The sequence below is a fragment of the Mesorhizobium sp. M1B.F.Ca.ET.045.04.1.1 genome, from assembly GCF_003952465.1.
In the GTDB taxonomy this organism is placed as follows: Bacteria; Pseudomonadota; Alphaproteobacteria; order Rhizobiales; family Rhizobiaceae; genus Mesorhizobium; species Mesorhizobium shonense.
Genome location: NZ_CP034448.1, coordinates 7,024,841 through 7,050,157 on the forward strand (window position 1 = coordinate 7,024,841; position 25,317 = coordinate 7,050,157).

The following is a 25,317-nucleotide window of genomic DNA, read 5'->3' on the forward strand; positions in this document are numbered from 1 at the left end:
CCTCACGATGAATGCCCTCACCCCCGCCGTATCGACGGGACCGCTGCCCGCCTCACGGAAAATCCACAAGTCCGGCGTCCTTTATCCGCACATCAAAGTGCCGATGCGAGAAATCTCCGTCCATCCGACGGCGGGTGAACCGCCCGTCACCGTCTATGATCCGTCCGGCCCCTATACGGACCCGACTGTCGAAACCAGCATCGAAAAAGGCCTTGCCCGGCTTCGCCATGAATGGATTACGGCACGCGGCGATGTCGAAGCCTATGACGGCCGTCATGTCCGGCCGGAAGACAACGGATTCGCGGCGGGCGAGCGCCTGACACCGGAATTTCCCGTTCGCAACCGGCCGCTCAGGGCCAAGGCCGGCAAGGCGGTGACCCAGCTTGCCTATGCGCGCGCCGGCATCATCACGCCAGAAATGGAGTTCGTAGCCATCCGCGAGAATCTCGGCCGCGAGGTGATGCGCGGCAAGCTGCAACGCGACGGCGAAGCCTTCGGCGCGGCGATCCCAGATTTCGTCACACCCGAATTCGTGCGCGACGAAGTGGCGCGCGGACGCGCAATCATTCCCGCCAACATCAACCATCCAGAGAGCGAACCGATGATCATCGGGCGAAATTTCCTGGTGAAGATCAACGCCAACATCGGTAACTCGGCTGTCACATCATCGATGGCCGAAGAGGTCGAAAAAATGGTCTGGGCGATCCGCTGGGGCGCGGACACGGTGATGGACCTGTCGACCGGCCGCAACATCCACAACATCCGCGACTGGATCGTGCGCAATGCGCCGGTGCCGATCGGTACGGTGCCGCTCTATCAGGCGCTGGAAAAGGTCAACGGCATCGCCGAGGATCTGAACTGGGAGGTCTACCGCGACACGCTGATCGAGCAGGCCGAGCAAGGCGTCGACTATTTCACCATCCACGCCGGCGTGCGGCTGCACTACATCCCGCTGACCGTCGACCGGGTCACGGGCATCGTCTCGCGCGGCGGCTCGATCATGGCCAAATGGTGCCTGCACCATCACCGGGAGAGCTTCCTCTACGAGCATTTCGAGGAGATCTGCGACATCGCCAGAGCCTATGACGTCTCCTTCTCGCTCGGCGACGGCCTTCGTCCCGGTTCAATCGCCGATGCGAACGACGCGGCGCAATTCGCCGAACTGGAAACACTTGGAGAACTCACCAAGATTGCCTGGGCAAAGGACTGCCAGGTGATGATCGAAGGCCCGGGCCATGTCCCCATGCACAAGATCAAGCAGAACATGGACAAGCAGCTCGCAGTGTGCGGTGAGGCGCCGTTCTACACGTTGGGGCCGCTGACGACCGACATCGCGCCGGGCTATGACCACATCACCTCAGGGATAGGTGCCGCCATGATAGGCTGGTTCGGCACCGCAATGCTTTGCTACGTCACGCCGAAAGAGCATCTCGGCCTTCCCGACCGCAACGACGTCAAGATTGGGGTGATCACCTACAAGATAGCCGCCCATGCAGCCGATCTGGCGAAGGGCCATCCGGCAGCGAAAACCAGGGATGATGCCCTTTCGCGCGCGCGCTTCGAGTTCCGCTGGGAGGACCAGTTCAACCTGTCGCTCGACCCCGAAACCGCACGGTCCTTCCACGACCAGACCTTGCCCAAGGAGGCGCACAAGCTGGCACATTTCTGTTCGATGTGCGGGCCGAAATTCTGCTCCATGCGCATTTCCCACGACATCCGTGCCGAGGCCCAGAAGGAAGGCATGGCGGCAATGGCGGCAAAATACCGGGAGGGCGGCGATCTCTACATGCCGGCGGACGAGACTGGCGTACCGGTCGTGCCAGAGGCTCCCAAACCATCATGAGGGTGCTCGTCAAAGGGGCCGGCGTTGCCGGCCTCACCGTCGCTTTCGAACTCGCCGCCCGCGGCGCGACGGTCACAGTCGCCGAGATGCGGCATGGCCTTGGCGGCAACGCGTCGTGGTTTGCCGGCGGCATGCTGGCGCCCTGGTGCGAGCGCGAAAGCGCGGAGCAGCCGGTGCTGGATCTCGGACGCGACGCTGCCGACTGGTGGGATGCGGTGCTGTCGGGTCAGGTGACACGGGCCGGGACATTGGTCGTGGCCGCGCCGCGTGATGCCGGTGAGCTTGACCGGTTCGCCAGTCGCACGTCAGGGCATCGGCGCGTCGATGAAAACGAAATTGCGCTCCTGGAACCCGACCTCGCCGGCCGCTTCCGGCGTGGATTGCTCTTCCCCGACGAGGCTCACCTCGACCCACGCCCGGCGATGGCGGCACTTCATGACAAGCTTGCGACCATGGGTGTCAAATTCCACTTCGGCTGCGACGCCCGGCCTGTTTCGGGTTTCGCCCGTCAGATAGACTGCATGGGAATGGCAGCGGCCGATGACAGGCTGCGCGGTGTTCGCGGCGAAATGCTGATCCTTCGCACGCCTGATGTCTCGCTTTCGCGGCCGGTCCGTTTGCTTCATCCACGCTTTCCGCTTTATGCCGTGCCGCGCACCGATCACCGTTTCATGATCGGAGCGACGATGATTGAAAGCCAGAGCGCCGGACCGGTGACGGCGCGTTCCATGATGGAGCTGCTGGGCGCCGCCCATGCCCTCCATCCGGCCTTTGGTGAGGCCGAGATCGTTGAAACCGGTGTGGGTGTCCGTCCGGCATTTCCCGACAATTTGCCACGCGTCGAAACAGACGGTGAGATCATCGCGATCAACGGTCTTTATCGTCACGGTTTTCTCCTCGCCCCCGCCATGGCGCGCCAGGCTGCCGACCTGGTTTTCAGTCAAGACAGAACCAAGGAGCATGCTCATGAAACTGATGGTCAACGGCGAGGCGCGTGAGATTGCCGCCACCACGCTGGCCGAGTTGCTTGCCGCGCTCGACTATGAGGGCGATTGGCTCGCCACCGCCGTCAACAGCGACCTCGTGCACAAAGCCAACCGCGCGGAGTTCCAGTTGAGCGACGGCGACCGGATCGAAATCCTCTCGCCCATGCAGGGCGGCTAGCATGTTGGAGCTTTATGGAACCGAGCTTTCGTCGCGCCTGCTTCTCGGCACGGCTCAGTATCCTTCGCCGGCCATCCTTGCCGATGCAGTCAAGGCATCGGGCACGTCGGTGGTGACCGTCTCGTTGCGGCGTGAGATGGCGGGCGGTAGGGCCGGCGAACAATTCTGGTCGTTGATCCGCTCGCTGGGCGCCAGAATCCTGCCCAATACCGCCGGCTGCCTTTCCGTCAAGGAAGCCGTCACCACCGCGAAAATGGCGCGCGAGGTCTTCGGCACCAACTGGATCAAGCTCGAAGTGATTGGCAATCACGACACGCTACAGCCGGATGTGTTCGGTCTGGTTGAAGCCGCCCGCATCCTGTGCGAAGACGGTTTTGCGGTATTCCCTTACACCACCGACGACCTTATTGTCGCAGAGCGGCTGCTTGCGGCGGGCTGCAAGGTCTTGATGCCCTGGTGCGCACCGATCGGTTCCGCCCTCGGGCCGATCAACATCATGGCGCTGCGCTCGATGCGCGGATATTTCCCTGGCGTCCCGCTGATTGTGGATGCGGGGCTCGGACGGCCGTCGCACGCGGCCACCGTCATGGAACTCGGCTTTGACGCCGTGCTCCTGAACACAGCAGTCGCCAAGGCGGCATATCCGGTCGGCATGGCGCGTGCTTTCGGTAAGGCGGTCGAAGCCGGTCGTGAAGCCCACGCATCGGGTCTTCTCGAGCCGCGCGACGTCGCCGTGCCATCGACGCCGACGATCGGCAGGGCCGTTCTTTCATGAATCTCGATCCCTTCTACCTAATCGTCGACAGCGCCACCTGGATCGAAAGGTTGGCGCCGCTCGGCGTCAAGCTGGTTCAGCTTCGCATCAAAACGATGGATGAAACCGGGCTGCGCGCGGAGATCCGCAGGTCGAAGGCCTTGTGTGTCCAACACAAAAGCCAGCTCATCATCAATGATCATTGGCGGCTGGCGATCGAGGAAGGCTGCGACTTCGTTCATCTCGGCCAAGAGGATTTGCAGACCGCCGACCTCTCGCGGATAAGGGCGGCCGGTGTAAGGCTCGGACTGAGCACCCATGATGATATCGAACTGGAAACGGCTATGGCCGCCAGGCCCGACTATATCGCGCTCGGCCCCATCTATCCAACCATTCTGAAGAAGATGAAATGGGCGCCGCAAGGGGTCGAACGGATCAGCGGATGGAAGCGCCGGGTCGCACCGGTTCCTTTGGTCGCCATTGGTGGCCTCAACCCTGACCGACTCGACGGTGTCTTTGCGGCCGGTGCGGACAGCGCGGCGGTGGTCACCGACATCACATTGAATGCCGATCCCCAAGCGCGCACGCGAGAATGGATCGAAAAGACAGATCGATGGCGCTGAGGCGAGAACCGCATGTGCTTGTCGTCGGCGGATCCGACTCCAGCGGCGGAGCCGGAATTGCGCGCGACATCGAAACGATCTCTTCGATTGGCGTGCGGACATGCCTTGCGGTCACCGCGCTGACGGTGCAGACGCACGAAGCCGTCATGGAAATCCATCCTTCGCAACCCCGCCTGGTGGCCGATCAGATGCGCGCCGCGCTGCAAGCCAACGAGGTGGCTGCCGTCAAGATCGGCATGCTGGCGACGGCCGAGATCATCGTTGCCGTTGCCGCAGTGCTGCGCGAGAATCCGCAGGTGCCGGCGATACTGGACCCGGTGCTGGCCTCGACATCAGGCCGGACGCTTCTGGAAGCCGGCGCCACCGCCGTCATGAAGCGGAATCTGATGCCGCTTTGCCGCCTGGTCACACCCAACCTCATCGAGCTGGCGCTCCTGGTTGGCTCGGAACTGGCAGTGGATGACGACGGCGCACTGTTGCAAGGCCACGAATTGCTGGCGGCCGGAGCGCAGGCCCTGCTGATCAAGGGCGGCCATGCATCGGGACCTCGATCAACCGATATTCTGTTGCGCCACGATCAAGAACCAATCCGCTTCGACACACCGCGTCTGGCTACGTCGATGCGCGGGACGGGATGCATGCTGGCCAGTGCGATTGCGGCGCATATGGCGAATGCGAGCCCACTCGAAGACGGCGTGCGCGAAGGCAAGCTGTTTGTTTTCGGGAAACTGCAGAAGAATGCAGCCATGTGAGTGATCGCTTTTGCGCCGATCACTCGCAAGAGCTGGACTGGCGACCACGCTTGTCCAACGAAAACGAGTTCAGGAGCTTTGCAAGGACCGGAAGAGCTGTCCCCTTTTTTCGGCATCTGCGGAAAAGTCTTTCAGCCAAACCCGACTATTATGGTCTTCCTGTCGTATTTCTGAATGCCATTGCACGGTAGAGTGACTGGACTTCATCGCATTCGTGGCACGGGAAGGGCAGCCGGCCATCGTACAAGCTGAGGCACCACAAGACGGCGCAGACCGTCACGCTCTAAAGAAGACGTCACTTTCCAGGGGAATCTTCATCAGGGGTCCGGCAATCGGGAGGTTCGGCCGGGTGAATGGACGACGGCTATGACTCGCTCAGGAGATAGATGGCACGATCCGGGCCAGGCACCTGCACGGATCGCCTCCCAAAAATGGCAGGCCGGTCCCGGTACCGAGACGCCGTCTCGAGATTTTCGCGGCCGTGGTGGCTTCGCCGTCTGTCGACCGCAGGGCGATGGGTGTAGCAGATGAGTGTGCGCCTGCCAGCGAAAGGGCATAGCGGCCTCCGCAAAACGGCGGCGGCTATAAAAAGCGCACTCGATGCGAATTTCGTCACGACCACCGCCTGTCCTGACGATTTTGCGAACGGCCCGCCGTCCTCGCGCGTCCCGCTCCGTCAGACTGCTCGTCGGTAAGTCCACAGCTGTGCGGGCGGGATGTTGCGGACGACGAAATCATAGTGGGACACGACATAGCGGTCGGGCATTTTGATCACCGGCGACAACGGTCCGTAAGTGATCTGAATCACAGGTCTTCCAGCAGGAATGCGGGCCAGCAAATCCTCAAGCAGGCCGACACGCTGTTCCATTGGAAAGCTCAACAGCGGCACCGCACTTATCACACAGTCGAATTGCTCCCCGCGCCGCTCGGCAAGCACTTCCTCCAACGCGAACGCATCGCCCAATCGAAAATCCACGCCCGGAAAGGCTCGCGTCAGGCGCTCATAGAAATCCTTGGAATACTCGACCGAAACCAGTTGTTGCGGCTTGATGCCTCTTTCCAGGATTGCCTTGGTAATGACGCCGGTTCCGGCGCCAAGTTCAAGAACCGGCAATCCGGATGCCGGATCGATGACGCTTGCCATACGACGCGCGGCATGAACGGACGTTGGCATCAGCGCGCCCACTCGTTTCTTGTCCTTCTGCCAGCCCTTGAAGAATTGCACTTCTTCTTCGAACTTCCTGCCGAGGCGCTCCTTCAATCGAAACACCATATCCACTCCCTGCTCCGGCCATTTGTCTGGGTCATTTTGACGACGCACCTTTGTACAAGCCTTGCGGCATTCTCAATCATGCGGCATTGGCTGCCGCGAGCAGCTCGCCTTGGCGCTGCCCGGGCAGAACTCCAACGTTATCGATAAGCCGCGTCCCGCCAAGCCAGGCGGCGACGATTAGGTGGGCCGGTCGATCCGCGGCGGAAAGCGGTGACAGGTCATGGTCTGCCCGTAGCTCGAGATACTCGACCTCGTCGTAACCGGCAGCGAGGATCGCTTGCCTGGCCTCGGCAAGCACAAGCTCGGCTGGCAATCCTGCCGACAATCGCCCGGCCGAAGCCGACAGGACTTCGGCGAGCCTTGGCGCTGCTAAGCGCTGTTCGGCCGAAAGCCTGACATTGCGCGACGACATTGCCAGGCCGTCGGCTTCACGGACCGTTGGACATGCTACAATCTCGATTGGAATGTCGAGATCGCGGACGAGCCGGCGAACGACGTGCAGTTGCTGGAAATCCTTCTCGCCGAAGAAGGCGAGATCAGCACGCGTCTGTAGAAAGAGCTTGGCGACGACGGTTGCCACGCCGTCGAAATGGCCCGGACGGAACGCGCCGCACAGGCCATCGCTCACCCCACTGACTGAGATCGTGGTGGCGAAATCTTCCGGATACATGTCCGCTGCATTTGGCGCGTAGAGCAGATGAGCGCCGAGCGGCGCAAGCTTGGCGGCATCGTCATGCTCAGTGCGCGGGTAGGCCACGAGATCGGCCGCGCTGTTAAACTGTTTCGGGTTGACGAAGAGCGTCACGATAACCCGGTCCGCCTTGGCGAGCGCGGCACGCACCAGGCTCAGATGGCCTTCATGCAAGGCACCCATGGTCGGCACGACAGCGACCTTGAGGCCATTCTGCCGCCATGCGGCCACAGCCATGCGCAACTCGGCGACGGTTCGTGCGATCGGAATGCTCATGCGCCTTCTCCACCATTGACCGTCCTTGGCGCATCGCCGAACAGATGCTCGGCGGCTGGAAAGCGGCGGTCGCGCACTTCCTGCGCATAGACCGCAATCGCCTCCCCGGCGATCTCACTGAGTTCGGCATAGCGCTTGACGAATTTGGGCCGGAAGTCGCCGAAGATGCCCAACATGTCGTCGACGACGAGAATCTGCCCGTCACAGGCCGCCGAGGCGCCGATACCGATCGTCGGGATCGCTACCTCTGCGGTGATCCGGCCGGCGAGCACCTCCGGGACCTTCTCCAGCACCAGCGCGAATGCCCCCGCTTCGCTCACGGCAAGCGCGTCGGCCGCGACGCGCTCGGCATCACCGCCTCTGCCCTGCACGCGGTAGCCGCCGAAGGTATTGACCGCCTGAGGCGTCAAGCCGACATGGCCCATGACTGGCACGCCGCGTGCAGCCAGGAAGCGGATCGTCTCGGCCATTGCCTCGCCACCTTCGAGCTTGACCGCCGCGCAGCCGGTTTCCGTCATGACACGTGCAGCATTGCGGAAGGCTTGCTCGGGGCCTTCCTCGTAGGAGCCGAACGGCATGTCGACGAGCATCAGCGCCTGCTCGAGGCCGCGGCGCACGGCCTGGCCGTGCATGATCATCATCTCAAGCGTCACGCCCAGCGTCGACGGGAAGCCGTGCAGCACCATGCCGACGCTGTCGCCGACGAGAACAATGTCACAATGCTGATCAACGAGCTTTGCGATCGCGTGGTATAGGCCGTCAGGCAGACGAGCGGAGTGCCACCCTTCCGGGAACGAATATCCGGCGGTGTGATCGCCTTGGTGTTAGCAACCGCACTCAACAAGGGCTCCTTCCCCAACGTTACCAACTATGGGTGCCGCGTTTGGCACATTTTTGTGCAGGTGCGAAGAGTAAATTCGCGATTGCGAGAAGATGACGCGCCGACATTCATCGTCAGAACCAATCAAATCGGTTTAGCTGTTTCCGCAGCTATCTCTGCCAACTCCAGGCAGTTCGGGAGCCAAGGTCAACGAGCCAATACGGGTCAGTTCCTCGGCGTCGATGCGACGACGCCGTCACAATCGAAAATGACCAGTTCATGAGATTTCTGCTGCTTCATTGGTCACCCCCGGGAAAGGACCTGCGGGCGAGATTTCAACCACATTCCTGTCGCTGACCTCGAAACGGTGCACGAGCACGCCATCGTCGTCGATCAGCGCGACGTCAAAAGCCGGCGCATCCTCGACAAAGTCTGCGTCCCTGCGCGCGAAGTGCGGAATGATTTGATGCGCAACGCCGCGGATGGCGCTGAAGGGAATGCCGCTCCAGGTGCCGCCAACATCAACGTGCACATGGCCGTGAAAAATGTGCCGGACATTGCCGGCGGCGGCGATCGCCCGCATGAGCTCTTGCCAGTTCTGCATGTTCCAAGGCTCGAAATGCGGCAGGCCGATCGGCTGCAGCGGATGATGGGCGAAGAGATAGGCAGGCGTTTTCTGTTCCTCGGCCAAGCGCGCCAGCAGCCATTCGAGCCGGCCCTGATCCAAAGCACCATGACCGAAGCCTTCCACCAATGTATCGAGAAAAATGAGGCGCCCGGCAGTCCCGTCTTGGACCGACTGAATGAAGCCATTCGCATCGCGTGGCTCTTCAGGAAATGCGCGAATAAAATTCTCGCGCCTGTCGTGATTGCCGAGCAGAAGGCGGGCGGGCACCCGCAGTTCCTGCAGCGCCTCGCGCAACAGGACGTAGGAGGCGAAATCGCCCTCGTCGGTGAGATCGCCAGTCACGACGCAAAGCTCGGCGTCGGCATGATCGCGGCTGATGCGCTCAATGGTCTTGCGAAGCCGTTGGGCAGGATCGAAGCCGAAGAGCATGGCGCGTTACCCAATTGCCCCTCACAGTCGCTTTCGAGCGATTTCGGCTGAGAGCAGAATGAAGGTTGGGCGCCACGTGCGGCTCGACATGGTAGCAGCCGTACGCAGCCAATATGCTCGCCTCCTTGGTCTCCGACGCTATTTTTCTGCCGACGCATGCGCGAGCCTTCCCGCCGGTTCGAGGGGCCGCCGATCACTGCCGCGGGCCGAACGCGCTTGACAAGATAGGGCGCGTTCACGCGGCCTTGAAAGGCACTGCCTCGGCCTGTTCAGCGCCCGTCTCTAAAGAAACTGCATGACGCCGCGCTCCAAGCGTCTTGTGGGTAAATCTCTAGTCGTGACGATCATTGCAGTCGTCCGCGACCTTCGGCCTGTCGTTTACGGCAATTGCGTCGTCACCGCATCGATTAAAATTGTCCGTGCAAGCGAGCGAGCAAGTCACCGGGTTTGGCCTGACTTCACCAGCAAGGTTGTCATTAGCCGGTGAATTTAGCGACGGTTAAAATACGAGTTTTTCGAATTGACGGGCGTTAGTTTTCAAATGCTACCCGTGCTGCATGGACGGTGGTGGTAGAATATGCGCGGCCTGGGTTGGATTAGAAGGATACGGCAGGATGAAGCTCAGCAGATGCGAGATCGTATCGCTCTGTTAGAATGCGAACTGATCATTGCTGCCTCCTCCAGAGGCAAATCCAATTTGCTGAACGCAGGGCATGAGCTTCGTTCGCAGAAGGCTCGGTTGGAGCGCCTCGAACATTGCATAGCCTCGATGTCTAAACGGCCCTAGTGCTGCTCCCGAGGACCGCCTGCTGGTCAAGGACGGCGATGTGGTCGCAATTGGGGGCTATATCGGAAATGGGGCAGACACGCGACCATGCGCTCCCACGGAGCCTTTCCGGTCATAAGCATGGTCAAATTGCGCAACCCTACTCAACCTGAAAGCTGCCAACGCATAATGGAAGAGCAATCTCTTCCGGTTTTGCCGCACATTCAGGCGCGACACGTTGTGCGAACTGTGCGCCGGTCACAATTGCGAGAAATCGTCCCTTTATCGGACACGACCATCTACGAAATGGAGCAACGCGGCGAGTTCCCACGACGCTTCAATCTGACTCCCCGCTGTGTTGTTTGGGATCTAGCAGAGGTCGAGGCCTGGGTTCAGGCAAGGCGAAACGCCTCGTCTGCCGGGACTCTCGAAACCGCCCCAGGTCCAGACGTCCGGTCGCGCAAGACGAGGCCTGTCAAATCGGATCGAGAATGATTGCCGCCCCGGCAGCCGGCTGGAGTACGGGGGTGTGCTTCTTGCCCGCTGCCCAGGCCTCAACCATGTCGGCCCATTCCTGGAGCATATGACGGCGCTGCGGCTCATATTCAGCCTTGTTATAGACACCGCGCGAAGTGCGGCTGTCTTCGTGAGCAAGGCATTTCTCGATCCAGTCGCGATTGAATCCGATCTCGTTTAGGATTGTCGAGCCAGTCCGCCGTAGGTCGTGCACTGTAAAGGGCGCAAGCGGCATTTCTTGTCTTTTTGCGCGGTCGACAATGGCCATTGTGACACGATTGAAGGTGGCGCGCGACATGGGTTCGTCGGCGTCATAGCGAGATGGCAGCACATATCGGGAGTTCGCTGCGCAAGTCTTGAGCGCAATCAGGATATCGAGGGATTGGCGGGACAGGTAGACGTTATGCGGCTTTTTCCGTTTCATTCGCTCTTTGGGAATGCTCCACACAGCGTTCTCAAAATCGACCTCGTCCCAAGTCGCGTCCAGCAGCTCACCCTTCCGAACCATCGTGAGCAGGATCAGCTTTAGGCCCAGCCGTATCGTCGGCAATGTTGGCACATGTTCCAACTCAGTCAGCACGATGCGGATTTCTGCTGGGGACAATGCTCGGTCTTTTGCCTCGAACGTGGCGATCGAAGCCGGTCCTACCTCGTCCGCTGGATTGGCAATCTTCTCGCCGTGCAGAATGGCATGGCCATAGATTTGCTTAACAATATCCCGGACGTGAATGGCTGTTGCCGGCGCGCCACGGTCCCGCACCTTTGCGCAGAGCGCCCGCAAGTCGCCAGCTGTTACTTCTGTGAGGAGCCTTTTGTCCCAGATTGGCAAGATGTCTCGATCGAAGATGGCCTTGCGCATTGAGCGCGTGCTATCCGCCATCTTGGCCTCCTTAAACCAGGCCCGGCCGGCATCGCCGAAGGTGGCCATTGCAGATAGGCGCCGCTTTTTACGCTGCTTTTCATGCGCCGGCGATTGTCCGGTTGCCACCATTTTTCGGGCCGCAATGCAGCGGTCACGCGCCTCTGCTAGCGAGATGCCACCCTCACCATAGCGGCCCAGCGTGACTGTCTCTCGCCTTCCATTCATTCGGTAGTCGTAGCGGAACGAGATCTGCCCGGCCGTGGACACGGTGGCGTACATACCGTCACGATCAGCAACTTTGTATATTTTGTTTTTAGGTTTCAGCTTCTTAAGTGCAATGTCGGTGAGCATGGCGAGGGCAATCCGAGCGCGTGGCCGCATATTCAGCGCCCGATTTTACCGTCATCGATTGTACCGTCAAGGTTTGAAAATTTCTCTTGTAGTTCAATAGCTTACCTAAATTTTAGCTAGCCTTCTAGGAAATCAGGCGGTGACGGTATCGGTCTCGAGCGAGAATGATGAGGAAAGCGATACCGTCAGGTCTACCGCCAAATGATTCCGCTTGCGGGCGATAGTCAGCGATAGGAAAAGAGATGAAAAAGATTACATTTCAACATGTTAAGTGGCTGGCGCCGATAGCCACCAAATGCTGGCGAACGACCGAGCTTTATTCCCACTCGATCGTCCCAGGCGGCTTCGACGTTACGTCGTAGACGACGCGGTTGATGCCTTTCACCTCGTTGATGATGCGCGTGGCGGCGGCGCCGAGGAAGTTCATGTCGTAGTGGTAGAAGTCGGCCGTCATGCCGTCGACGGAGGTCACGGCGCGCAGCGCGCAGACGAATTCGTAGGTGCGGCCGTCGCCCATGACGCCCACGGTCTGTACCGGAAGCAGCACGGCGAAGGCTTGCCAGATGGCGTCGTAGAGGCCGGCCTTGCGGATCTCGTCGAGATAGATGGCGTCGGCCTGGCGCAGGATCTCCAGCTTCTCGCGGGTGATGCCGCCCGGGCAGCGTATGGCAAGGCCGGGGCCTGGGAACGGATGGCGGCCGATGAAGCTTTCGGGCAGGCCGAGCTCCTTGCCGAGCGCCCTCACCTCGTCCTTGAACAGCTCGCGCAGCGGCTCGACCAGCTTCATGTTCATGCGCTCGGGCAAGCCGCCGACATTGTGGTGCGACTTGATCGTCACCGACGGGCCGCCGGAGAAGGAGACGCTCTCGATCACGTCGGGATAGAGCGTGCCCTGTGCCAGGAAGTCGGCGCCGCCGAGCTTCTTCGCCTCCTCCTCGAACACCTCGATGAACAGCCGGCCGATGGTCTTTCGCTTCTTTTCGGGATCGCTCTCGCCTTCGAGAGCCGAGATGAAGCGCTCGGAGGCGTCGACCAGGATCAGGGGCAAGTTGTAGTGCTGGCGGAACATCTCCACCACGCTCTGCGCCTCGTCCTTACGCATCAGGCCGTGGTCGACGAGGATGCAGGTCAACTGATCGCCGACCGCTTCGTGGATCAGGAGCGCGGCGACCGAAGAGTCGACGCCGCCCGACAGCGCGCAAATCACCTTGCCCTTGCCGACCTGCTTGCGGATCGCCTCGACGGCATGGTCGCGATAGGCGGCCATGGTCCAGCCCGTGCTGAGGCCAGCGATGTGGTGGACGAAGTTGCTAAGCAGCTTCGCGCCATCCGGGGTGTGGACGACTTCGGGATGGAATTGCACCGCGTAGAACTTGCGCGCCTCGTCGGCAATCGCGGCAAAGGGCGCGCCGGTGGAGGTGCCGACGATCTTGAAGCCGTCGGGAATGGCGGTGACGCGGTCGCCGTGGCTCATCCAGACCTGGTGACGCGTTCCCCTGGCCCAGACGCCGTCGAACAGCGCGCAATCGTCCTCGATCTCCAGGAAGGCCCGGCCGAACTCACGATGATGGCCGGCCTCGACCTTGCCGCCGAGCTGGGCGCACATGGTCTGCTCGCCATAGCAGATGCCGAGCACCGGAAGGCCGGCCGAAAACACTTCGTCGGGGGCGCGGGGCGAACCGATGTCGACGGTCGAGTGCGGGCTGCCCGACAGGATGACGGCTTTCGGCCGGATGCGGCGGAAGCCCTCGGCTGCGGACTGGAACGGCACGATTTCACAGTAGACGCCGGCTTCGCGCACGCGCCGTGCAATCAGCTGCGTGACTTGGCTGCCGAAGTCGATGATGAGAACGGTGTCGGGATGATTGGCTGTCGTCATGGCGAGCCTTTAGAGAAAGAAACGAGTCGACGCAATGGGTTGCTGGGTCGCACCGCTCACTCCGGTTCCGATGCTTCTTCCGATGCGTCGGCCCGTCCGGCGTCGAGCGAGCGCAAGGCGTCCATCAGCGCCGAGAACCGCTGCTCGCCGATACGATCGATGTAGCCGCGCTCGATCTCAAGCTTGATGCGGTCGCCGTCGCGCAAGGCATCCAGACCCTTGCGCGTATAGCGCACAAGCTTGCCGCGCCCATCCCGTGGGTCGGGAAACCGCTCCAGTACGCCTTCCGCCTCCAGCCCGTCGAGCAATTGCTGAACCGCCTGTTTGGAGATGGCCGCGCGCTCGATCAATGCCGACTGGCGCGTGCCGTTGCGGGGGATGTGCCCGAGCAGCCCGGCACGCGCTTCGCTGAACCAGGCGTGGCCGGCGGCCCGCATGGCCGCAGCGAATTCCGTCTGCCATGCACGGCTCGCCTGCCATAGCCGCCAGCCGACATGATCGGGCAACGTTCCGATTTTTTCGTCAAGCTCCTTGACCATATGATTCAAGCTCCATATAGTCAAGATACTTGACGATACTTACGCCGTCGAGGCTCTTTCGAAAACGCGAACCCGTGGACAGGGACAATGACGATACTGAGCAGGGACACGCTGGCCATTATCATGGTCGGAACCACGCATGTCATCGACATGGGCGGCAAGAACGCCTTCATCCACTATGAAACCGACCATCGAGCGCACATGCTCCTGCCGGATGGCACGCGCTTCCACGGACTTTGGACGCTGCTGGACGACGGCTACAAGGTCGAATGGAAAGATGGCCCCGCCGGCGCGTGGAAACTGGACCATACACCGGGAGCGATCGACTATCTCGATGCGACCGGCGCCGTCCGTGGACGCATCTCACGCATCGATTTCGGCGATCCGCAGCGCCTGGCTGCTTGATCCGGGCAGCAATCAGCGTCCAGCAGACCACCGCCGATCGCCTGCTCGAGCAGACCTACAGCCGCCGCCAGCTTCTCGTCGATGACATGCAGATATTCCGTCCAGTCGCCGACGTGCCTGAGATCGGCGGCGCCATCGGAAATGCCGCGCAGGCCGACCAGCGGCACGCCGAACAACTGGCAGGCGCGCAGGCAGGCGAAGGTCTCCATGTCGACCATGTCGGCGTCGATCGCGTCATAGGCGATGCCGGTGACGATCGCGCCGCCGGTCGAGAGCGTGGCGCTCTTGATGCCCGGGATGACGAACGGCAGCGGCACGGTCACCGGCAGGTCGAGAAAGGGCGTGGCGCCCTTCTCGAAACCGAGCGGCGAAGCGTCCATGTCGCGATAGCTCACCGACACAGCCTGGTAGATTTCGGTCTGCTCAAGCGTGCGGCTTCCCGCGGAGCCGAGCGAGACGACGAGGTCCGGCAGCGCGCCCTCCGCCTTCAGCGTCGCAAGCTCGGCACCAAGCCGCACGGCGGCCTCGACCGGACCGACCCCAGTCATCAGCGGCGTGAACAGTTCTTTGAGGTGCGGGCCGTATTCGGCCTCCGCCGCCATGACGAAGAGAACGGATTTTTCCCCTATCCGCGCAGCGCTCGCCATGAGTCACCCTTCTATCCCATCGCGGCCGACCACCGTCATCATCGTGCCGGTCATGGTGGCGATAAGCTTGGCCTCGCCGTCGGCGGCAAAGGCGTAGGCCTGGCCGTCGGCAACGATGATGGTGCGGCCGGGCTTTGTCACCGAGCCGCGGAACAGGAAGCGCTCGCCCCTGCCCGGCGCCAGCAGATTGACCTTAAATTCGATCGTCAGCACGCCGGAATTTTCCGGCATCAGCGAGAAGGCGGCATAACCGCAGGCCGAGTCCAGCGCGGTCGAGATGACGCCGGCATGCAGGAAGCCGTGCTGCTGGGTGAGCGAAGGCGCATAGGGCATCTCGATCTCGATGATGCCGGGCGTGACCAGCGTCAGTTCCGCGCCGATGGTGGCCATCGCCTTCTGGCGGGCAAAGGAAGTCCTGACACGATCCTCGTAGTCGGGGGCGGGTACGATCTTGGCTGCCATGGCCCTTCGCCTTCACTTTTGCTGGCGAAGCTTATTGCAGAGGCTGGCAGGACAGGCAATCTCTTATGTTGCAGCGCAGCAAAACACTGACTGCCCTCAGGCCACCCTACGCAAGGCGTGAAAATAAAATCCGTCGGTGCCGCTGAGCGCCGGCGACAGCGAGATGCCGCCGGCGCCGGCGATGCGCGCGGCGCCTTCATGGCCGGGGAAATGGACATCCCAAAGCTCTCGATGGTCGACGGGCGCAAAATCGCCGTGGCGCTCGCGGAAGGCCGCGACCTGCTCGCCGTTTTCGGCATCGAACACCGAACAGGTGATGTAGACGAGCAGCCCGCCGGGTTTCACGAAGGCCTGCGCCGTGTCGAGGATCGCCAGTTGCTCGCCCTTGCGGGCGTCGAGCTGCCTGTCGGTCAACCGCCATTTGGCGTCGGGCCGCCGCCGCCAGGTGCCGCTGCCGGTGCAGGGCGCGTCGATCAGCACGATGTCCATATGACTGGACAGCGGCGCGAGTTCCGCAGGCTTGCTGACGATCTGGACATTACGGCTGTGCGCGCGGCGGATGCGCTCGAAGATCGGCGCCAGCCGCACCTTTTCCGCGTCATGGGCGAACACCTGGCCTGTATTGCCCATCTCGGCCGAAAGCGCCAGCGTCTTGCCCCCGGCGCCGGCGCAATAATCGAGCACCTGCATGCCGGGCGCGGCACCGGCAAGTGCCGCGGCAAGCTGCGAGCCCTCGTCCTGCACCTCGAACCAGCCCTTCTGGAAGGCGGGCTCGGCCTGCACGTTCGGATGCCTGCCGTCGCCGTCGATCGGCGGGATGCGGATGCCGTGCGGCCCGATCGCGGCAGGTGCCGCACCCGTGCCCTGCAGTTCCGCCAGCACCTTGCCGCGGTCGGCCTGGAGCGCATTGACCCTGAGATCCAGCGGCGGGCGCATCGCGAGCGCCGCCCCTTCCCTGACCCAGGCATCGCCATAGGCCTGCGCCAGCAGCGGCGCGCACCAGTCGGGCACGTCCGCGCGCACGGCATCGGGCGCATCGGCGAGCCGGCGCCCCGCGACCGCCTTCAATTCGGCGGCGCTGAGCAGCGGCGGCGCGAACTTGTCGCCGTCAAGCGCATCGTTGAGCGACTGCGCCGTCTGGCCCCATTCGAGCAGCAGCGCGCCGAAGCCGATGGCGCGCGGCGTGTCTTCGCCGAAAAGCCAACCGGCCGAGCGCTTGCGGCGCAGCGCGTCGTAGACGATGTTGCCGATCGCCGCGCGGTCGCCGCCGCCGGCAAAGCGGTGCGACAGGCCCCAGTCGCGCAAGGCGTCGGCCACCGGCCGGTGGCGCCGGCTAATGTCTTCCAGAACTTCGATGGCCGCCGCCAGCCTTCCGCCCAGTCGCATCCTGTCTACCTGCAAATTGTTTTCCGGCCCGCTCTTAAAGCGTTTCCGGCCGGGAATGAAACAGTTCTGTTGCAGCCATCGCGCCGAACCTTGCCGAGGGCAGCGACCACCGGTGCCGGAAAGTCAGGCCTTCGACATGAAAAAATCCCGATCGACAAGAAAGCCCGGAACAATTCCATCAGTACATGAACGGCCTCTAATGCAATTAACTGGCGCGACAAGCAAGCAGCGTGGCTTAACCGCTCTGCTTTCCAAGCTTTCCGGGTGGGAATACTCTCTCGCTTGTGATTCGCGGCGCGGGAAACGCGGTTTGGCGGATTCCAATGAGGAGAGGGCAATGAAGACTTATCTGGCGGAAGTTCTGGGCACGTTTTTGTTGGTGTTCATCGGCACGGCCTCCGTGGTCACGGGCGGCTTCGGCGGCGCGCTGCCGCTCGGCCAGGAAGGCATCGGCCTGGCGTTCGGCATCGGCCTGATCGCCGCGGCCTATGCGATCGGCCCGATCTCGGGCGCGCATCTCAATCCGGCGGTGACGCTCGGCGTGTTCCTTGCGGGACGGATGCCGGCCAAGGATGTCGTCCCTTACTGGATCGCGCAGATCATCGGCGCCATCATAGCTTCGCTGGCGCTGTGGATTATCGTCACCGGCCAGGCCGGCGGCCACACCGGCGGCTTCGGCGCCAATGGCTGGGACGAGGCGAAATGGGGCATGAGCTCTGCCTTCCTTTGGGAGCTGATCGGCACCTTCACCTTCGTCACCGTCATCCTCGGCGTCACCAACGCCAAGCACACGACGGCCTTTGCCGGCCTGGTCATCGGCCTGACGCTGGCGGCAATTCACTTCGCCATGATCCCGGTCACCGGCACCTCGGTCAACCCGGCCCGCTCGATCGGCCCGGCGCTGTTTTCAGGTGGCGCGGCGCTCGGCCAGCTCTGGCTGTTCATCGTCGCGCCGCTGATCGGCGGGGCGATTGCCGGCGTCGTCGCCAAGGCGGGCATCTTCGAGAAAGATTGATCCTCGCGCGGTTGAGTAAAAAGGCGCGGGGAAAGCCCCGCGCCTTTTACTTGGGAGGATGAGACCCTTACTTCGAGGCGACCTCGAAGCGATCGAGGTTCATCACCTTGGTCCACGCCTTGACGAAGTCCTTGACGAACTTCGCCTTGGCGTCGGCAGAGCCGTAAACTTCCGAGAAAGCACGCAGCTGCGCGTGCGAGCCGAAGATCAGGTCGGCGCGGGTGCCGGTCCACTTGACCGCCTTGGTCTTGCGGTCGCGCGCCTCATAGACCTCATGCGAGCCCGGCTCGGAGCCCGCAGCCGGATCCCAGACCGTCGCCATCGAGAGCAGGTTGACGAAGAAGTCGTTGGTCAGCGTGCCGGGTCTGTCGGTGAAGACGCCGTGCCTGGAGCCGCCGGCATTGGCGCCGAGCACGCGCAGGCCGCCGACCAGCACCGTCATTTCCGGCGCCGTCAGCGTCAGGAGCTGCGCCCGGTCGACCAGCATCGCCTCGGCCGACATCGGCAGCTTGCCGCCAACGTAGTTGCGGAAGCCGTCGGCCCTCGGCTCGAGTGCCGCGAAGGACTCGACATCGGTCTGCTCCTGCGAAGCGTCCATGCGGCCGGGCGTGAACGGGACCTTCACCTCGTGGCCACCGTCCTTCGCGGCCTTCTCGACCGCGGCGACGCCGCCGAGCACGATGAGGTCGGCCAGCGAGACCTTCTTGCCACCGGCCTCAGCCGCATTGAATTCCTTCTGGACGGCTTCGAGCTTCGCCAGCACCTTGGCGAGCTGTGCCGGCTGGTTGACGTCCCAATCCTTCTGCGGGGCAAGACGGATGCGGCCGCCATTGGCGCCGCCACGCTTGTCGGAGCCGCGGAAGGTCGAGGCCGACGCCCAGGCGGTCGAGACCAGCTCGGATACCGCGAGGCCGGAGGCCAGGATCTTCGCCTTCAGCGCGGCGATGTCCTGGTCGCTCACCAGCTCATGGTCGATCGCCGGGATCGGATCCTGCCAGATCAGCTCTTCTTTCGGCACGAGCGGGCCGAGATAGCGCACGACCGGGCCCATGTCGCGATGGGTGAGCTTGAACCAGGCCCGGGCGAAGGCGTCGGCGAACTGGTCCGGGTGCTGGTGGAAGCGCCGCGAGATCTTCTCGTAGGCCGGGTCGAAACGCAGCGACAAGTCGGTGGTGAGCATGGCCGGCGCATGGCGCTTCGACGCGTTGTGCGCGTCCGGCACCGTGCCCGCGCCGGCGCCGCCCTTCGGCGTCCACTGATTGGCGCCCGCCGGGCTCTTCGTCAGCTCCCATTCGTAATTGAAGAGGTTGTCGAAGAAGTTGTTGCTCCATTTGGTCGGCGTCGTGGTCCAGGTCACCTCGAGGCCAGACGTGATGGCGTCGCCGGCAATGCCGGTGGCATATTTGCTCGACCAGCCGAGGCCCTGCGCCTCGATGCCGGCACCTTCCGGCTCCGCGCCCACAAGTGCTGCATCGCCGGCGCCATGGGTTTTGCCGAAGGTGTGGCCGCCGGCAATCAGCGCCACGGTCTCTTCGTCGTTCATGGCCATGCGGCGGAAGGTTTCGCGGATGTCGCGCGCCGCGGCGATCGGGTCCGGCTTGCCGTTCGGCCCTTCCGGGTTGACGTAGATCAGGCCCATCTGCACGGCGCCGAGATGGCCCTGCAGCTCACGGTCGCCGGAATAGCGCTGGTCATCCAGCCACTTGGTTTCGGAACCCCAGTCCACATCCTGCTCCGGCTCCCAAACGTCGGCGCGGCCGCCGGCGAAGCCGAAGGTCTTGAAGCCCATCGATTCCAACGCGACGTTGCCGGCGAGGATCATCAGGTCGGCCCAGGAGATCTTGCGGCCGTATTTCTGCTTGACCGGCCAGAGCAGCCGGCGCGCCTTGTCGAGATTGGCGTTGTCCGGCCAGCTGTTCAACGGCGCGAAACGCTGCTGGCCGGCGCCGGCGCCGCCGCGGCCGTCGCCGATGCGGTAGGTGCCGGCGCTGTGCCAGGCCATGCGGATGAAGAGCGGCCCGTAATGGCCGAAGTCGGCCGGCCACCAGTCCTGCGAATCCGTCATCACATGGGTGAGATCCTTGACCACCGCGTCGAGATCGAGCGACTGGAATTCCTTGGCGTAGTCGAAGTCCTCGCCCATCGGGTCCGAGAGGTTCGACTGCTGGTGGAGAACGCCAAGGTCGAGCTGGTTCGGCCACCAGTCGCGGTTGGTCCGGCCGGCGGATCCATGCGCCACGGGGCATTTGCCAGCGCTGTTGTCGTCGGTTTTCACGTCCATCTTACTCTCCGATTTTGCCGAGTTTTGAATTGAGTTTCCGGGGCGGCCAGCGGCCGCGCCAACCTGGAACGATTCCAGACTAGGGCGGCTTGCCGATAAAGACAAATTGCCTTTCCTGTTTTTTCCGATAGGATTTCCTTATGATCGGTCTCACCGTCAGGCAGATGCTTTACTTCGACGCGCTGGCGCAGGCGCTGCATTTCGGCCGCGCCGCGAAGCTCGCCGGCGTCAGCCAGCCGGCGCTTTCTGCACAGATCGCCGAAATGGAAGAGCGGCTGAACTGCCTTCTGTTCGAGCGCGGCGGCAAGACCGTGCGGATGACCGACGAGGCGCTGGCGCTCCAGCCGCGCATCGAGCGCATTCTGGCCGACATACGTGACGTCGAGACGACTGCCCGGCGCGGCCGTCCAGCGATGGAGGGGCGCTTCCGGCTGGGCATCATCCCGACGGTTGCGCCCTATCTCCTGCCGCGCGTCCTGCCGGAACTGAAGCGGCACTTCCCGGCCCTGCAGCTCGAGCTGCGCGAGGCGGTGACCGCATCGCTGGTCGAGGACAATGTCTCGGGCAAGCTCGACGCTTTCATCGCCGCCTTGCCGCTCGACCATCCGGGGCTCGTCACAGAGGAGCTTTTCCCGGACCGCTTCTTCCTCGCGGTGCCCGCCGGCGATCCGGCTTTCGCCTCGCCGCCTGTGCCGCCGGAAAGTCCGGCGCTGGAGCGGCTGATGCTGCTCGAAGAAGGCCATTGCCTGCGCGAGCAGGCTTTGGCCGTCTGCGGCAATGTGCGGCCGGTGGCCATGGCAAGCTATGGCGCGACCAGCCTGACCACGCTTCTGCAGATGGTGGCGCATGGGCTGGGCGTCACGCTGGTGCCGGAGATGGCGGCAAGTGCTGCCGGCGTCATGCCGGACTTGAGGATCGTGCCGTTCCAGGAACCGATGCCGCAGCGCATGATCTGTCTCGCCTGGCGGAAGAACAAGGTGCGCCAGGACGAATGCGTGGAACTGGCGAAGATCATCCGCGGGCTGGATCAGGCAGTGCTGGCGGCGTGAGGCGCCGGGCGAAGCCGGTTCTTCAGCGAGACGATGTGGCCCCGGTGCAAGCCTCAACCGGTTGAACCCGGAACCGTCCGCTCTCTCTCTGCATTTCGATGGATGGTGAGCAAGCCTATTTTCAACAATGCTGCGAGCGGGTTACCGGCAGGCTGGACGATCAAGCTTGGCGATTCCCCCGTCATTGGCACGGCGATCCACAGCGGCTCGGACGTTGGGCGCGCTTGCCAATCGCTCATGTGCATCCCCGACCCTGATCGGCTGCGGGAGGAGGATCCCTTCACCGAGCACTTCATCGCCGATTTCCCAACCCAGATCATCGTTCATCGATCGCGCTTTCAGGTCGATCTGAACCGCGCGCGCGAGGCTGCGGTCTATCGGTCGCCGGACCAGTCCTGGGGCCTGCACGTATGGCGAGAGCCACCGGCCGAGGACATTGTGGACGAGTCTCTCGCCTTTCACGACGCGTTCTACGGCGAGCTCAGGCGTGTCCTTGCCGATGTCGAGGGACGTTACGGCAGGTTCGTCCTTGTCGACGTCCACAGCTACAACCACCGCCGTGCGGGGCCGAAAGCAGCGCCTGCTTCGCAAGGTGGCGCGCCTGATATCAATATCGGCACGTTCTCGATGGACCGCGCGCGCTGGACTCAGGTCGTCGACGCCTTCACGGAGGCGCTGCGCGGCCAGGATTTCAACGGCGAGCCGATCGATGTGCGCGAGAATGTGTCATTCCAGGGCAAGGGCGAGCAGACCCGTTTCGTCCATGCCAATTTCCCCGAGACCGGGTGTGCCATAGCGGTCGAGTTCAAGAAGATCTTCATGGACGAATGGAGCGGCGAACCCGACTGGGCAGCGATCGAACGGCTGCGTGCCATGCTTGGGTCCACGGTGCCAGTTCTCGAGGCTGCGTTGCGGGGCATGACATGAAGCCAAAGCTCATTGAGGCTATGTCTCCGTTGGCCAAGATCGAAGCGGACCTGGACGCGCTTTTCCAAGAGGGCAAGCCAATCCGCCGCGAGTTCGGCGACGGCAACCGCTTGCACATCGATCGGCCGCTGCCGTTTCTCTGCGTCCATGTCGGATCGCAGCAGGATACGGCGTTCCAGATTGTTTCCGCCAACGCGTCCTATCTGATCGCTGCCGATAGCGACCTCGCCGGCGAGGTCGCGCGGCTGGTGGCGCGAAGGATGCGCGATCATTGCGGCGCATTCCTCGTGCTCGACATCGGCGAGTTGGCCGAAGACCGGTTTCTGACGGAGGACATACCGTTCCTGCCGCCTTTCGAGATTGCATTGGCTAGCGGCGATACCGCGGCGGAGAAGGCGGCGCTCAAGCGCTTTGCCACTGCGGCGTCCGGACGCGAAGCGAAATACCGCACGCCGCGCGTGGACGAATTCGTTCCCACGACACGCGCCGAAGCGCGGCTCTCGGATCATCTCGACGATGTAGCGGGCCTGACGGTACGCTTCGCGCCGATCTACAGGGTGCCTGGCAGCGAGCGCATCTATCCTGAACTGCGCGATCTTGTCGTCGCCAACATGGTGGATTCCGCGCTCCAGGCGGTCAGTGCCTTTCTGAAGGCATCAAAGCTGGAACCGCCGGCAACCCATCGTTCGCTGGGGCGGCGCGCCTACATCGACGCTGTCGTGCGCGCCGACCGGGCACTCGACAGCGTCGCGTCGACATTCGATTTTCTGCTTGCCGTTACACCGATCAACGCCGAACCCGCCTGGCTGGAATTCCAGGCAGGCGGCTTCGAGCATGTCCCAGCACTGCTCTACAGGCCGCTCGAATTCGAGGTCGCCGCGCAGAAGCGGAAGCTCTATTCGGTCTCGCTCGATCATCTGGAAGATCCGCTGCTGACCACGCTGTTCTCGCAAAAACAGCAGGAACTCGATCTGCAGCTGTCGATGCTCGCGGCACGCGAGACGCCCCGCTTCGTCGAGCTCGGACGAGCACTCTATGGCGGCGTCGAGCCGAGTCTGGCGACGCGAGCACGCGCCATTGTCGAAAAGGCGCCTGGCGCTGCGTCGGCGGCGAGGCAGAAGGGATTGGGCGCCGACGCTATCGCCGCAGCCGCGCGAGACATGATCGCCGGATATCGTGCCGCCTATTCCGATTTCGATGCTTCCGTGGAGATCCGCGGCGACCTGCCGGCCGGCCTCCTCGTCTCTCGGAACCAGTTGCTGGTTTCGCGCGATACCAACCTTCCACCGGAGCGTCTGACCGCGCTGCTCAGTCACGAGATCGGTGTCCACCTGGTGACCTATTTCAACGGCGATGCGCAGGGGCTTGCCATCTTCCGCAACGGGCTCGCCGGCTACGAGGGCATGCAGGAGGGACTGGCCGTGCTGGCGGAATATCTGGTCGGCGGCATGACCGCGGCGCGGCTGCGGCTGATCGCGGCCAGGGTCCTTGCGTGTCAGGCGATGCTCGACGGCGCGACATTCGAGGAAACTTTCCGCATTTTCCATAAGGATTTCGGTCTTGATGATCGCAGCGCCTTCAACGTCGTTCTGCGTGTCTTTCGCGGTGGTGGCCTGGCAAAAGACGCCATCTATCTGCGCGGCGTGGTGCAGGTCCTCGATCACCTGAGAGGCGGCGGCAGCCTTACACCGTTTTGGATCGGCAAGATCTCCGCCGCGCATTTCGGCGCAATCCAGGAACTCAATGCGCGCGGCTTGCTGCGCGCGCCGCGCCTCGAACCTGCATTCCTTTCTTCCGACGCGGCGCGTCCGCGGCTCAAGAAGGCGATGGCGGGAATCGATCCGATCGATATGGTTGAGACTTGAGGGAGCATCCCCGATGCGCATTGCGTTCTTCGTCAATTCGATCGAGAGCGAGACGCCAGGCTACACGACGACAACGCTGGCGCTGGCTGCAGTCCAGCGCGGACATTCGGTTGTCTATGTCGAACCCGGCGACTTCATACTGCGTCCGGATGACAGCCTGGCTGTCAGCGTCGCAGTCTTGCCGGACGCTTCCTACAAGACGCCCGACAAGCTGCATGCTGCCCTGAAGGATGCCGCGAAGCAGAAGAAGACCTTCGCGATAAGCGATATCGACATTCTGTTTCTGCGCAACGACCCGTCGCTCGACGCCACCGATCGACCATGGGCCGCCAACGCAGGCATCATGTTCGGGCGGCTCGCAGCGGAACAGGGCGTCATCGTCGTCAACGATCCGGATGGGCTGGCACAGGCACAGAGCAAGCTCTACCTGCAGACTTTTCCCGAAGCGGTTCGGCCGGCGACCCTTATATCGCGCAGCATTGCCGAGATCCGCGCATTCATCGACAAACACTCGAAGGGCTGCATCGTCAAACCACTGCAAGGGTCGGGTGGCAAGAACGTCTTTCATATTGCGACGCCTACCGATTCCAACCTCAACCAGATTTTCGAGGCGGCCAGCGGTGACGGCTATCTCATCGCGCAGGCCTACATTCCGGAGGCCAAGGCTGGTGACGTGCGTCTTTTCCTGATGAACGGCCTGCCGCTGCTGCGCGACGGCAGCTACGCCGCCTTTCGCCGCGTCCCAGCCAAGGGCGACGTCCGCTCCAACGTCCACGCCGCCGGAACCGCCCGCAAGGTCAAGGTAACTGACACGATTTTGCGCATTGCCGAGATGGTACGCCCCAAACTGGTCAGCGACGGCATGTTTCTGGTTGGGCTCGACATCGTCGGCGACAAACTTCTGGAGATCAATGTCTTCACGCCAGGCGGACTGGCGCGGCTCGCGGAGATGTACAAGACCGACTTTGCCGCACGTGTCATCGTCGCGCTGGAGGAGAAGGCGACGCTGCGCCGAGCCTATGGAAAGACCATGCCGAATTCGCGGCTGGCGACGCTTTGAGGAACGCAGACAAGTCGGATAGCGACTTCCTGCCGGTCGCCGTCCCTGCGTCCG

General features: G+C 62.7%; 23 protein-coding genes and 1 pseudogene. 13 read left to right on the forward strand and 11 right to left on the reverse strand.

All coding sequences use genetic code 11. The features are described 5' to 3' along the window. Positions 1-7 precede the first annotated feature (7 nt). Genes thiC through EJ071_RS34760 form a run of 6 tightly spaced genes read left to right on the forward strand, consistent with a single transcriptional unit; the run spans position 8 to position 5,136 of the window. The gene (thiC, locus tag EJ071_RS34735; protein WP_126101880.1) at positions 8-1,843 is read left to right on the forward strand and encodes a phosphomethylpyrimidine synthase ThiC; all 1,836 of its coding nucleotides are present in this window, start codon (positions 8-10) and stop codon (positions 1,841-1,843) included. After that, positions 1,840-2,841: a glycine oxidase ThiO gene (thiO, locus tag EJ071_RS34740; protein WP_063169415.1), complete on the forward strand. Its 1,002-nt coding sequence runs from the start codon at positions 1,840-1,842 to the stop codon at positions 2,839-2,841. Before thiC ends, thiO begins: the two co-directional genes overlap by 4 nt. Then, complete coding sequence (thiS, locus tag EJ071_RS34745) at positions 2,810-3,007, forward strand: sulfur carrier protein ThiS (protein ID WP_024504260.1); 198 nt, start codon at positions 2,810-2,812, stop codon at positions 3,005-3,007. The genes thiO and thiS overlap by 32 nt, the downstream gene beginning before the upstream one ends. A gap of 1 nt (position 3,008) precedes the next feature. Further along, positions 3,009-3,782, forward strand: coding sequence for a thiazole synthase (locus tag EJ071_RS34750; RefSeq protein ID WP_126101881.1), 774 nt, complete (start codon positions 3,009-3,011; stop codon positions 3,780-3,782). Next, entirely contained in the window at positions 3,779-4,384 is a 606-nt protein-coding gene (locus EJ071_RS34755; RefSeq protein WP_126101882.1) for a thiamine phosphate synthase, read from the forward strand. Before EJ071_RS34750 ends, EJ071_RS34755 begins: the two co-directional genes overlap by 4 nt. Further along, positions 4,375-5,136, forward strand: coding sequence for a hydroxymethylpyrimidine/phosphomethylpyrimidine kinase (locus EJ071_RS34760; RefSeq protein ID WP_126101883.1), 762 nt, complete (start codon positions 4,375-4,377; stop codon positions 5,134-5,136). The genes EJ071_RS34755 and EJ071_RS34760 overlap by 10 nt, the downstream gene beginning before the upstream one ends. 676 nt (positions 5,137-5,812) lie before the next feature. Here EJ071_RS34760 and pmtA read toward each other — a convergent pair. From pmtA to EJ071_RS34780, 4 genes and pseudogenes are all read right to left on the reverse strand, one after another. Next, the gene (gene pmtA / locus EJ071_RS34765; protein WP_126102846.1) at positions 5,813-6,409 is read right to left on the reverse strand and encodes a phospholipid N-methyltransferase PmtA; all 597 of its coding nucleotides are present in this window, start codon (positions 6,407-6,409) and stop codon (positions 5,813-5,815) included. Positions 6,410-6,485: 76 nt separating this feature from the next. Continuing rightward, the gene (gene panC / locus EJ071_RS34770; protein WP_126101884.1) at positions 6,486-7,376 is read right to left on the reverse strand and encodes a pantoate--beta-alanine ligase; all 891 of its coding nucleotides are present in this window, start codon (positions 7,374-7,376) and stop codon (positions 6,486-6,488) included. Further along, a pseudogene (panB, locus tag EJ071_RS34775) lies at positions 7,373-8,217 on the reverse strand (3-methyl-2-oxobutanoate hydroxymethyltransferase). Before panB ends, panC begins: the two are co-directional and overlap by 4 nt. Positions 8,218-8,473: 256 nt before the next feature. After that, positions 8,474-9,253, reverse strand: a complete 780-nt coding sequence (locus EJ071_RS34780) for a phosphodiesterase (protein WP_126101885.1) — start codon at positions 9,251-9,253, stop codon at positions 8,474-8,476. Positions 9,254-10,208: 955 nt separating this feature from the next. Between EJ071_RS34780 and EJ071_RS34790 the strand changes: the two genes are divergently transcribed. Continuing rightward, positions 10,209-10,514: an AlpA family phage regulatory protein gene (locus EJ071_RS34790; RefSeq protein WP_348628167.1), complete on the forward strand. Its 306-nt coding sequence runs from the start codon at positions 10,209-10,211 to the stop codon at positions 10,512-10,514. Here EJ071_RS34790 and EJ071_RS34795 read toward each other — a convergent pair. The 3 genes from EJ071_RS34795 to EJ071_RS34805 form a co-directional block, all read right to left on the reverse strand. Then, entirely contained in the window at positions 10,495-11,748 is a 1,254-nt protein-coding gene (locus EJ071_RS34795) for a site-specific integrase (protein ID WP_126101887.1), read from the reverse strand. The two genes, EJ071_RS34790 and EJ071_RS34795, sit on opposite strands and share 20 nt — an antisense overlap. Positions 11,749-12,064: 316 nt before the next feature. After that, positions 12,065-13,627: a glutamine-hydrolyzing GMP synthase gene (gene guaA / locus EJ071_RS34800; RefSeq protein ID WP_126101888.1), complete on the reverse strand. Its 1,563-nt coding sequence runs from the start codon at positions 13,625-13,627 to the stop codon at positions 12,065-12,067. A gap of 56 nt (positions 13,628-13,683) precedes the next feature. Next, complete coding sequence (locus EJ071_RS34805) at positions 13,684-14,166, reverse strand: MarR family winged helix-turn-helix transcriptional regulator (RefSeq protein ID WP_126101889.1); 483 nt, start codon at positions 14,164-14,166, stop codon at positions 13,684-13,686. Positions 14,167-14,253: 87 nt separating this feature from the next. Between EJ071_RS34805 and EJ071_RS34810 the strand changes: the two genes are divergently transcribed. Then, positions 14,254-14,571 (forward strand): hypothetical protein, encoded by a 318-nt coding sequence (locus tag EJ071_RS34810; protein WP_126101890.1) that lies wholly within the window; start codon positions 14,254-14,256, stop codon positions 14,569-14,571. Here the strand turns inward: EJ071_RS34810 and EJ071_RS34815 are convergent. From EJ071_RS34815 to EJ071_RS34825, 3 genes are all read right to left on the reverse strand, one after another. Beyond that, complete coding sequence (locus EJ071_RS34815; protein WP_126101891.1) at positions 14,493-15,218, reverse strand: 5'-methylthioadenosine/S-adenosylhomocysteine nucleosidase; 726 nt, start codon at positions 15,216-15,218, stop codon at positions 14,493-14,495. The genes EJ071_RS34810 and EJ071_RS34815 overlap by 79 nt on opposite strands. Positions 15,219-15,221: 3 nt before the next feature. After that, the gene (locus tag EJ071_RS34820; protein WP_126101892.1) at positions 15,222-15,680 is read right to left on the reverse strand and encodes a PaaI family thioesterase; all 459 of its coding nucleotides are present in this window, start codon (positions 15,678-15,680) and stop codon (positions 15,222-15,224) included. 96 nt (positions 15,681-15,776) lie between these two features. Further along, positions 15,777-17,066, reverse strand: coding sequence for an RsmB/NOP family class I SAM-dependent RNA methyltransferase (locus tag EJ071_RS34825; protein ID WP_126101893.1), 1,290 nt, complete (start codon positions 17,064-17,066; stop codon positions 15,777-15,779). Positions 17,067-17,403: 337 nt separating this feature from the next. Between EJ071_RS34825 and EJ071_RS34830 the strand changes: the two genes are divergently transcribed. Then, complete coding sequence (locus tag EJ071_RS34830) at positions 17,404-18,081, forward strand: MIP family channel protein (RefSeq protein WP_126101894.1); 678 nt, start codon at positions 17,404-17,406, stop codon at positions 18,079-18,081. 67 nt (positions 18,082-18,148) lie between these two features. On the opposite strand, the gene katG is transcribed toward EJ071_RS34830, so the two are convergent. Then, entirely contained in the window at positions 18,149-20,362 is a 2,214-nt protein-coding gene (gene katG, locus EJ071_RS34835) for a catalase/peroxidase HPI (protein ID WP_126101895.1), read from the reverse strand. Positions 20,363-20,502: 140 nt separating this feature from the next. Between katG and EJ071_RS34840 the strand changes: the two genes are divergently transcribed. The 4 genes from EJ071_RS34840 (at position 20,503) to EJ071_RS34855 (ending at position 25,263) form a co-directional block, all read left to right on the forward strand. Next, entirely contained in the window at positions 20,503-21,411 is a 909-nt protein-coding gene (locus tag EJ071_RS34840; RefSeq protein ID WP_126101896.1) for a hydrogen peroxide-inducible genes activator, read from the forward strand. Between the two features lie 102 nt (positions 21,412-21,513). Next, positions 21,514-22,338: an N-formylglutamate amidohydrolase gene (locus EJ071_RS34845; RefSeq protein WP_126101897.1), complete on the forward strand. Its 825-nt coding sequence runs from the start codon at positions 21,514-21,516 to the stop codon at positions 22,336-22,338. Then, positions 22,335-24,203 carry a flavohemoglobin expression-modulating QEGLA motif protein gene (locus EJ071_RS34850; protein ID WP_126101898.1) on the forward strand — a complete coding sequence of 623 codons (1,869 nt, stop codon included), beginning with the start codon at positions 22,335-22,337 and terminating at the stop codon, positions 24,201-24,203. Before EJ071_RS34845 ends, EJ071_RS34850 begins: the two co-directional genes overlap by 4 nt. Before the next feature lie 13 nt (positions 24,204-24,216). After that, complete coding sequence (locus EJ071_RS34855; protein ID WP_126101899.1) at positions 24,217-25,263, forward strand: glutathione synthetase; 1,047 nt, start codon at positions 24,217-24,219, stop codon at positions 25,261-25,263. Positions 25,264-25,317: the final 54 nt, after the last annotated feature.

Coding starts and splice junctions, on each gene's coding strand:
- EJ071_RS34850 (WP_126101898.1), top strand. CDS start 22,335: ATGAAGCCAAAGCTCATTGAGGCTATGTCTCCGTTGGCCAAGATCGAA.
- EJ071_RS34795 (WP_126101887.1), bottom strand. CDS start 11,748: ATGCTCACCGACATTGCACTTAAGAAGCTGAAACCTAAAAACAAAATA.
- thiO (WP_063169415.1), top strand. CDS start 1,840: ATGAGGGTGCTCGTCAAAGGGGCCGGCGTTGCCGGCCTCACCGTCGCT.
- pmtA (WP_126102846.1), bottom strand. CDS start 6,409: ATGGTGTTTCGATTGAAGGAGCGCCTCGGCAGGAAGTTCGAAGAAGAA.
- EJ071_RS34820 (WP_126101892.1), bottom strand. CDS start 15,680: ATGGCAGCCAAGATCGTACCCGCCCCCGACTACGAGGATCGTGTCAGG.
- EJ071_RS34780 (WP_126101885.1), bottom strand. CDS start 9,253: ATGCTCTTCGGCTTCGATCCTGCCCAACGGCTTCGCAAGACCATTGAG.
- EJ071_RS34790 (WP_348628167.1), top strand. CDS start 10,209: ATGGAAGAGCAATCTCTTCCGGTTTTGCCGCACATTCAGGCGCGACAC.
- EJ071_RS34805 (WP_126101889.1), bottom strand. CDS start 14,166: ATGGTCAAGGAGCTTGACGAAAAAATCGGAACGTTGCCCGATCATGTC.
- EJ071_RS34815 (WP_126101891.1), bottom strand. CDS start 15,218: ATGGCGAGCGCTGCGCGGATAGGGGAAAAATCCGTTCTCTTCGTCATG.
- panC (WP_126101884.1), bottom strand. CDS start 7,376: ATGAGCATTCCGATCGCACGAACCGTCGCCGAGTTGCGCATGGCTGTG.
- thiC (WP_126101880.1), top strand. CDS start 8: ATGAATGCCCTCACCCCCGCCGTATCGACGGGACCGCTGCCCGCCTCA.
- EJ071_RS34855 (WP_126101899.1), top strand. CDS start 24,217: ATGCGCATTGCGTTCTTCGTCAATTCGATCGAGAGCGAGACGCCAGGC.
- katG (WP_126101895.1), bottom strand. CDS start 20,362: ATGGACGTGAAAACCGACGACAACAGCGCTGGCAAATGCCCCGTGGCG.
- thiS (WP_024504260.1), top strand. CDS start 2,810: ATGAAACTGATGGTCAACGGCGAGGCGCGTGAGATTGCCGCCACCACG.
- EJ071_RS34760 (WP_126101883.1), top strand. CDS start 4,375: ATGGCGCTGAGGCGAGAACCGCATGTGCTTGTCGTCGGCGGATCCGAC.
- EJ071_RS34810 (WP_126101890.1), top strand. CDS start 14,254: ATGACGATACTGAGCAGGGACACGCTGGCCATTATCATGGTCGGAACC.
- guaA (WP_126101888.1), bottom strand. CDS start 13,627: ATGACGACAGCCAATCATCCCGACACCGTTCTCATCATCGACTTCGGC.
- EJ071_RS34825 (WP_126101893.1), bottom strand. CDS start 17,066: ATGCGACTGGGCGGAAGGCTGGCGGCGGCCATCGAAGTTCTGGAAGAC.
- EJ071_RS34845 (WP_126101897.1), top strand. CDS start 21,514: ATGGTGAGCAAGCCTATTTTCAACAATGCTGCGAGCGGGTTACCGGCA.
- EJ071_RS34830 (WP_126101894.1), top strand. CDS start 17,404: ATGAAGACTTATCTGGCGGAAGTTCTGGGCACGTTTTTGTTGGTGTTC.
- EJ071_RS34755 (WP_126101882.1), top strand. CDS start 3,779: ATGAATCTCGATCCCTTCTACCTAATCGTCGACAGCGCCACCTGGATC.
- EJ071_RS34840 (WP_126101896.1), top strand. CDS start 20,503: ATGATCGGTCTCACCGTCAGGCAGATGCTTTACTTCGACGCGCTGGCG.
- EJ071_RS34750 (WP_126101881.1), top strand. CDS start 3,009: ATGTTGGAGCTTTATGGAACCGAGCTTTCGTCGCGCCTGCTTCTCGGC.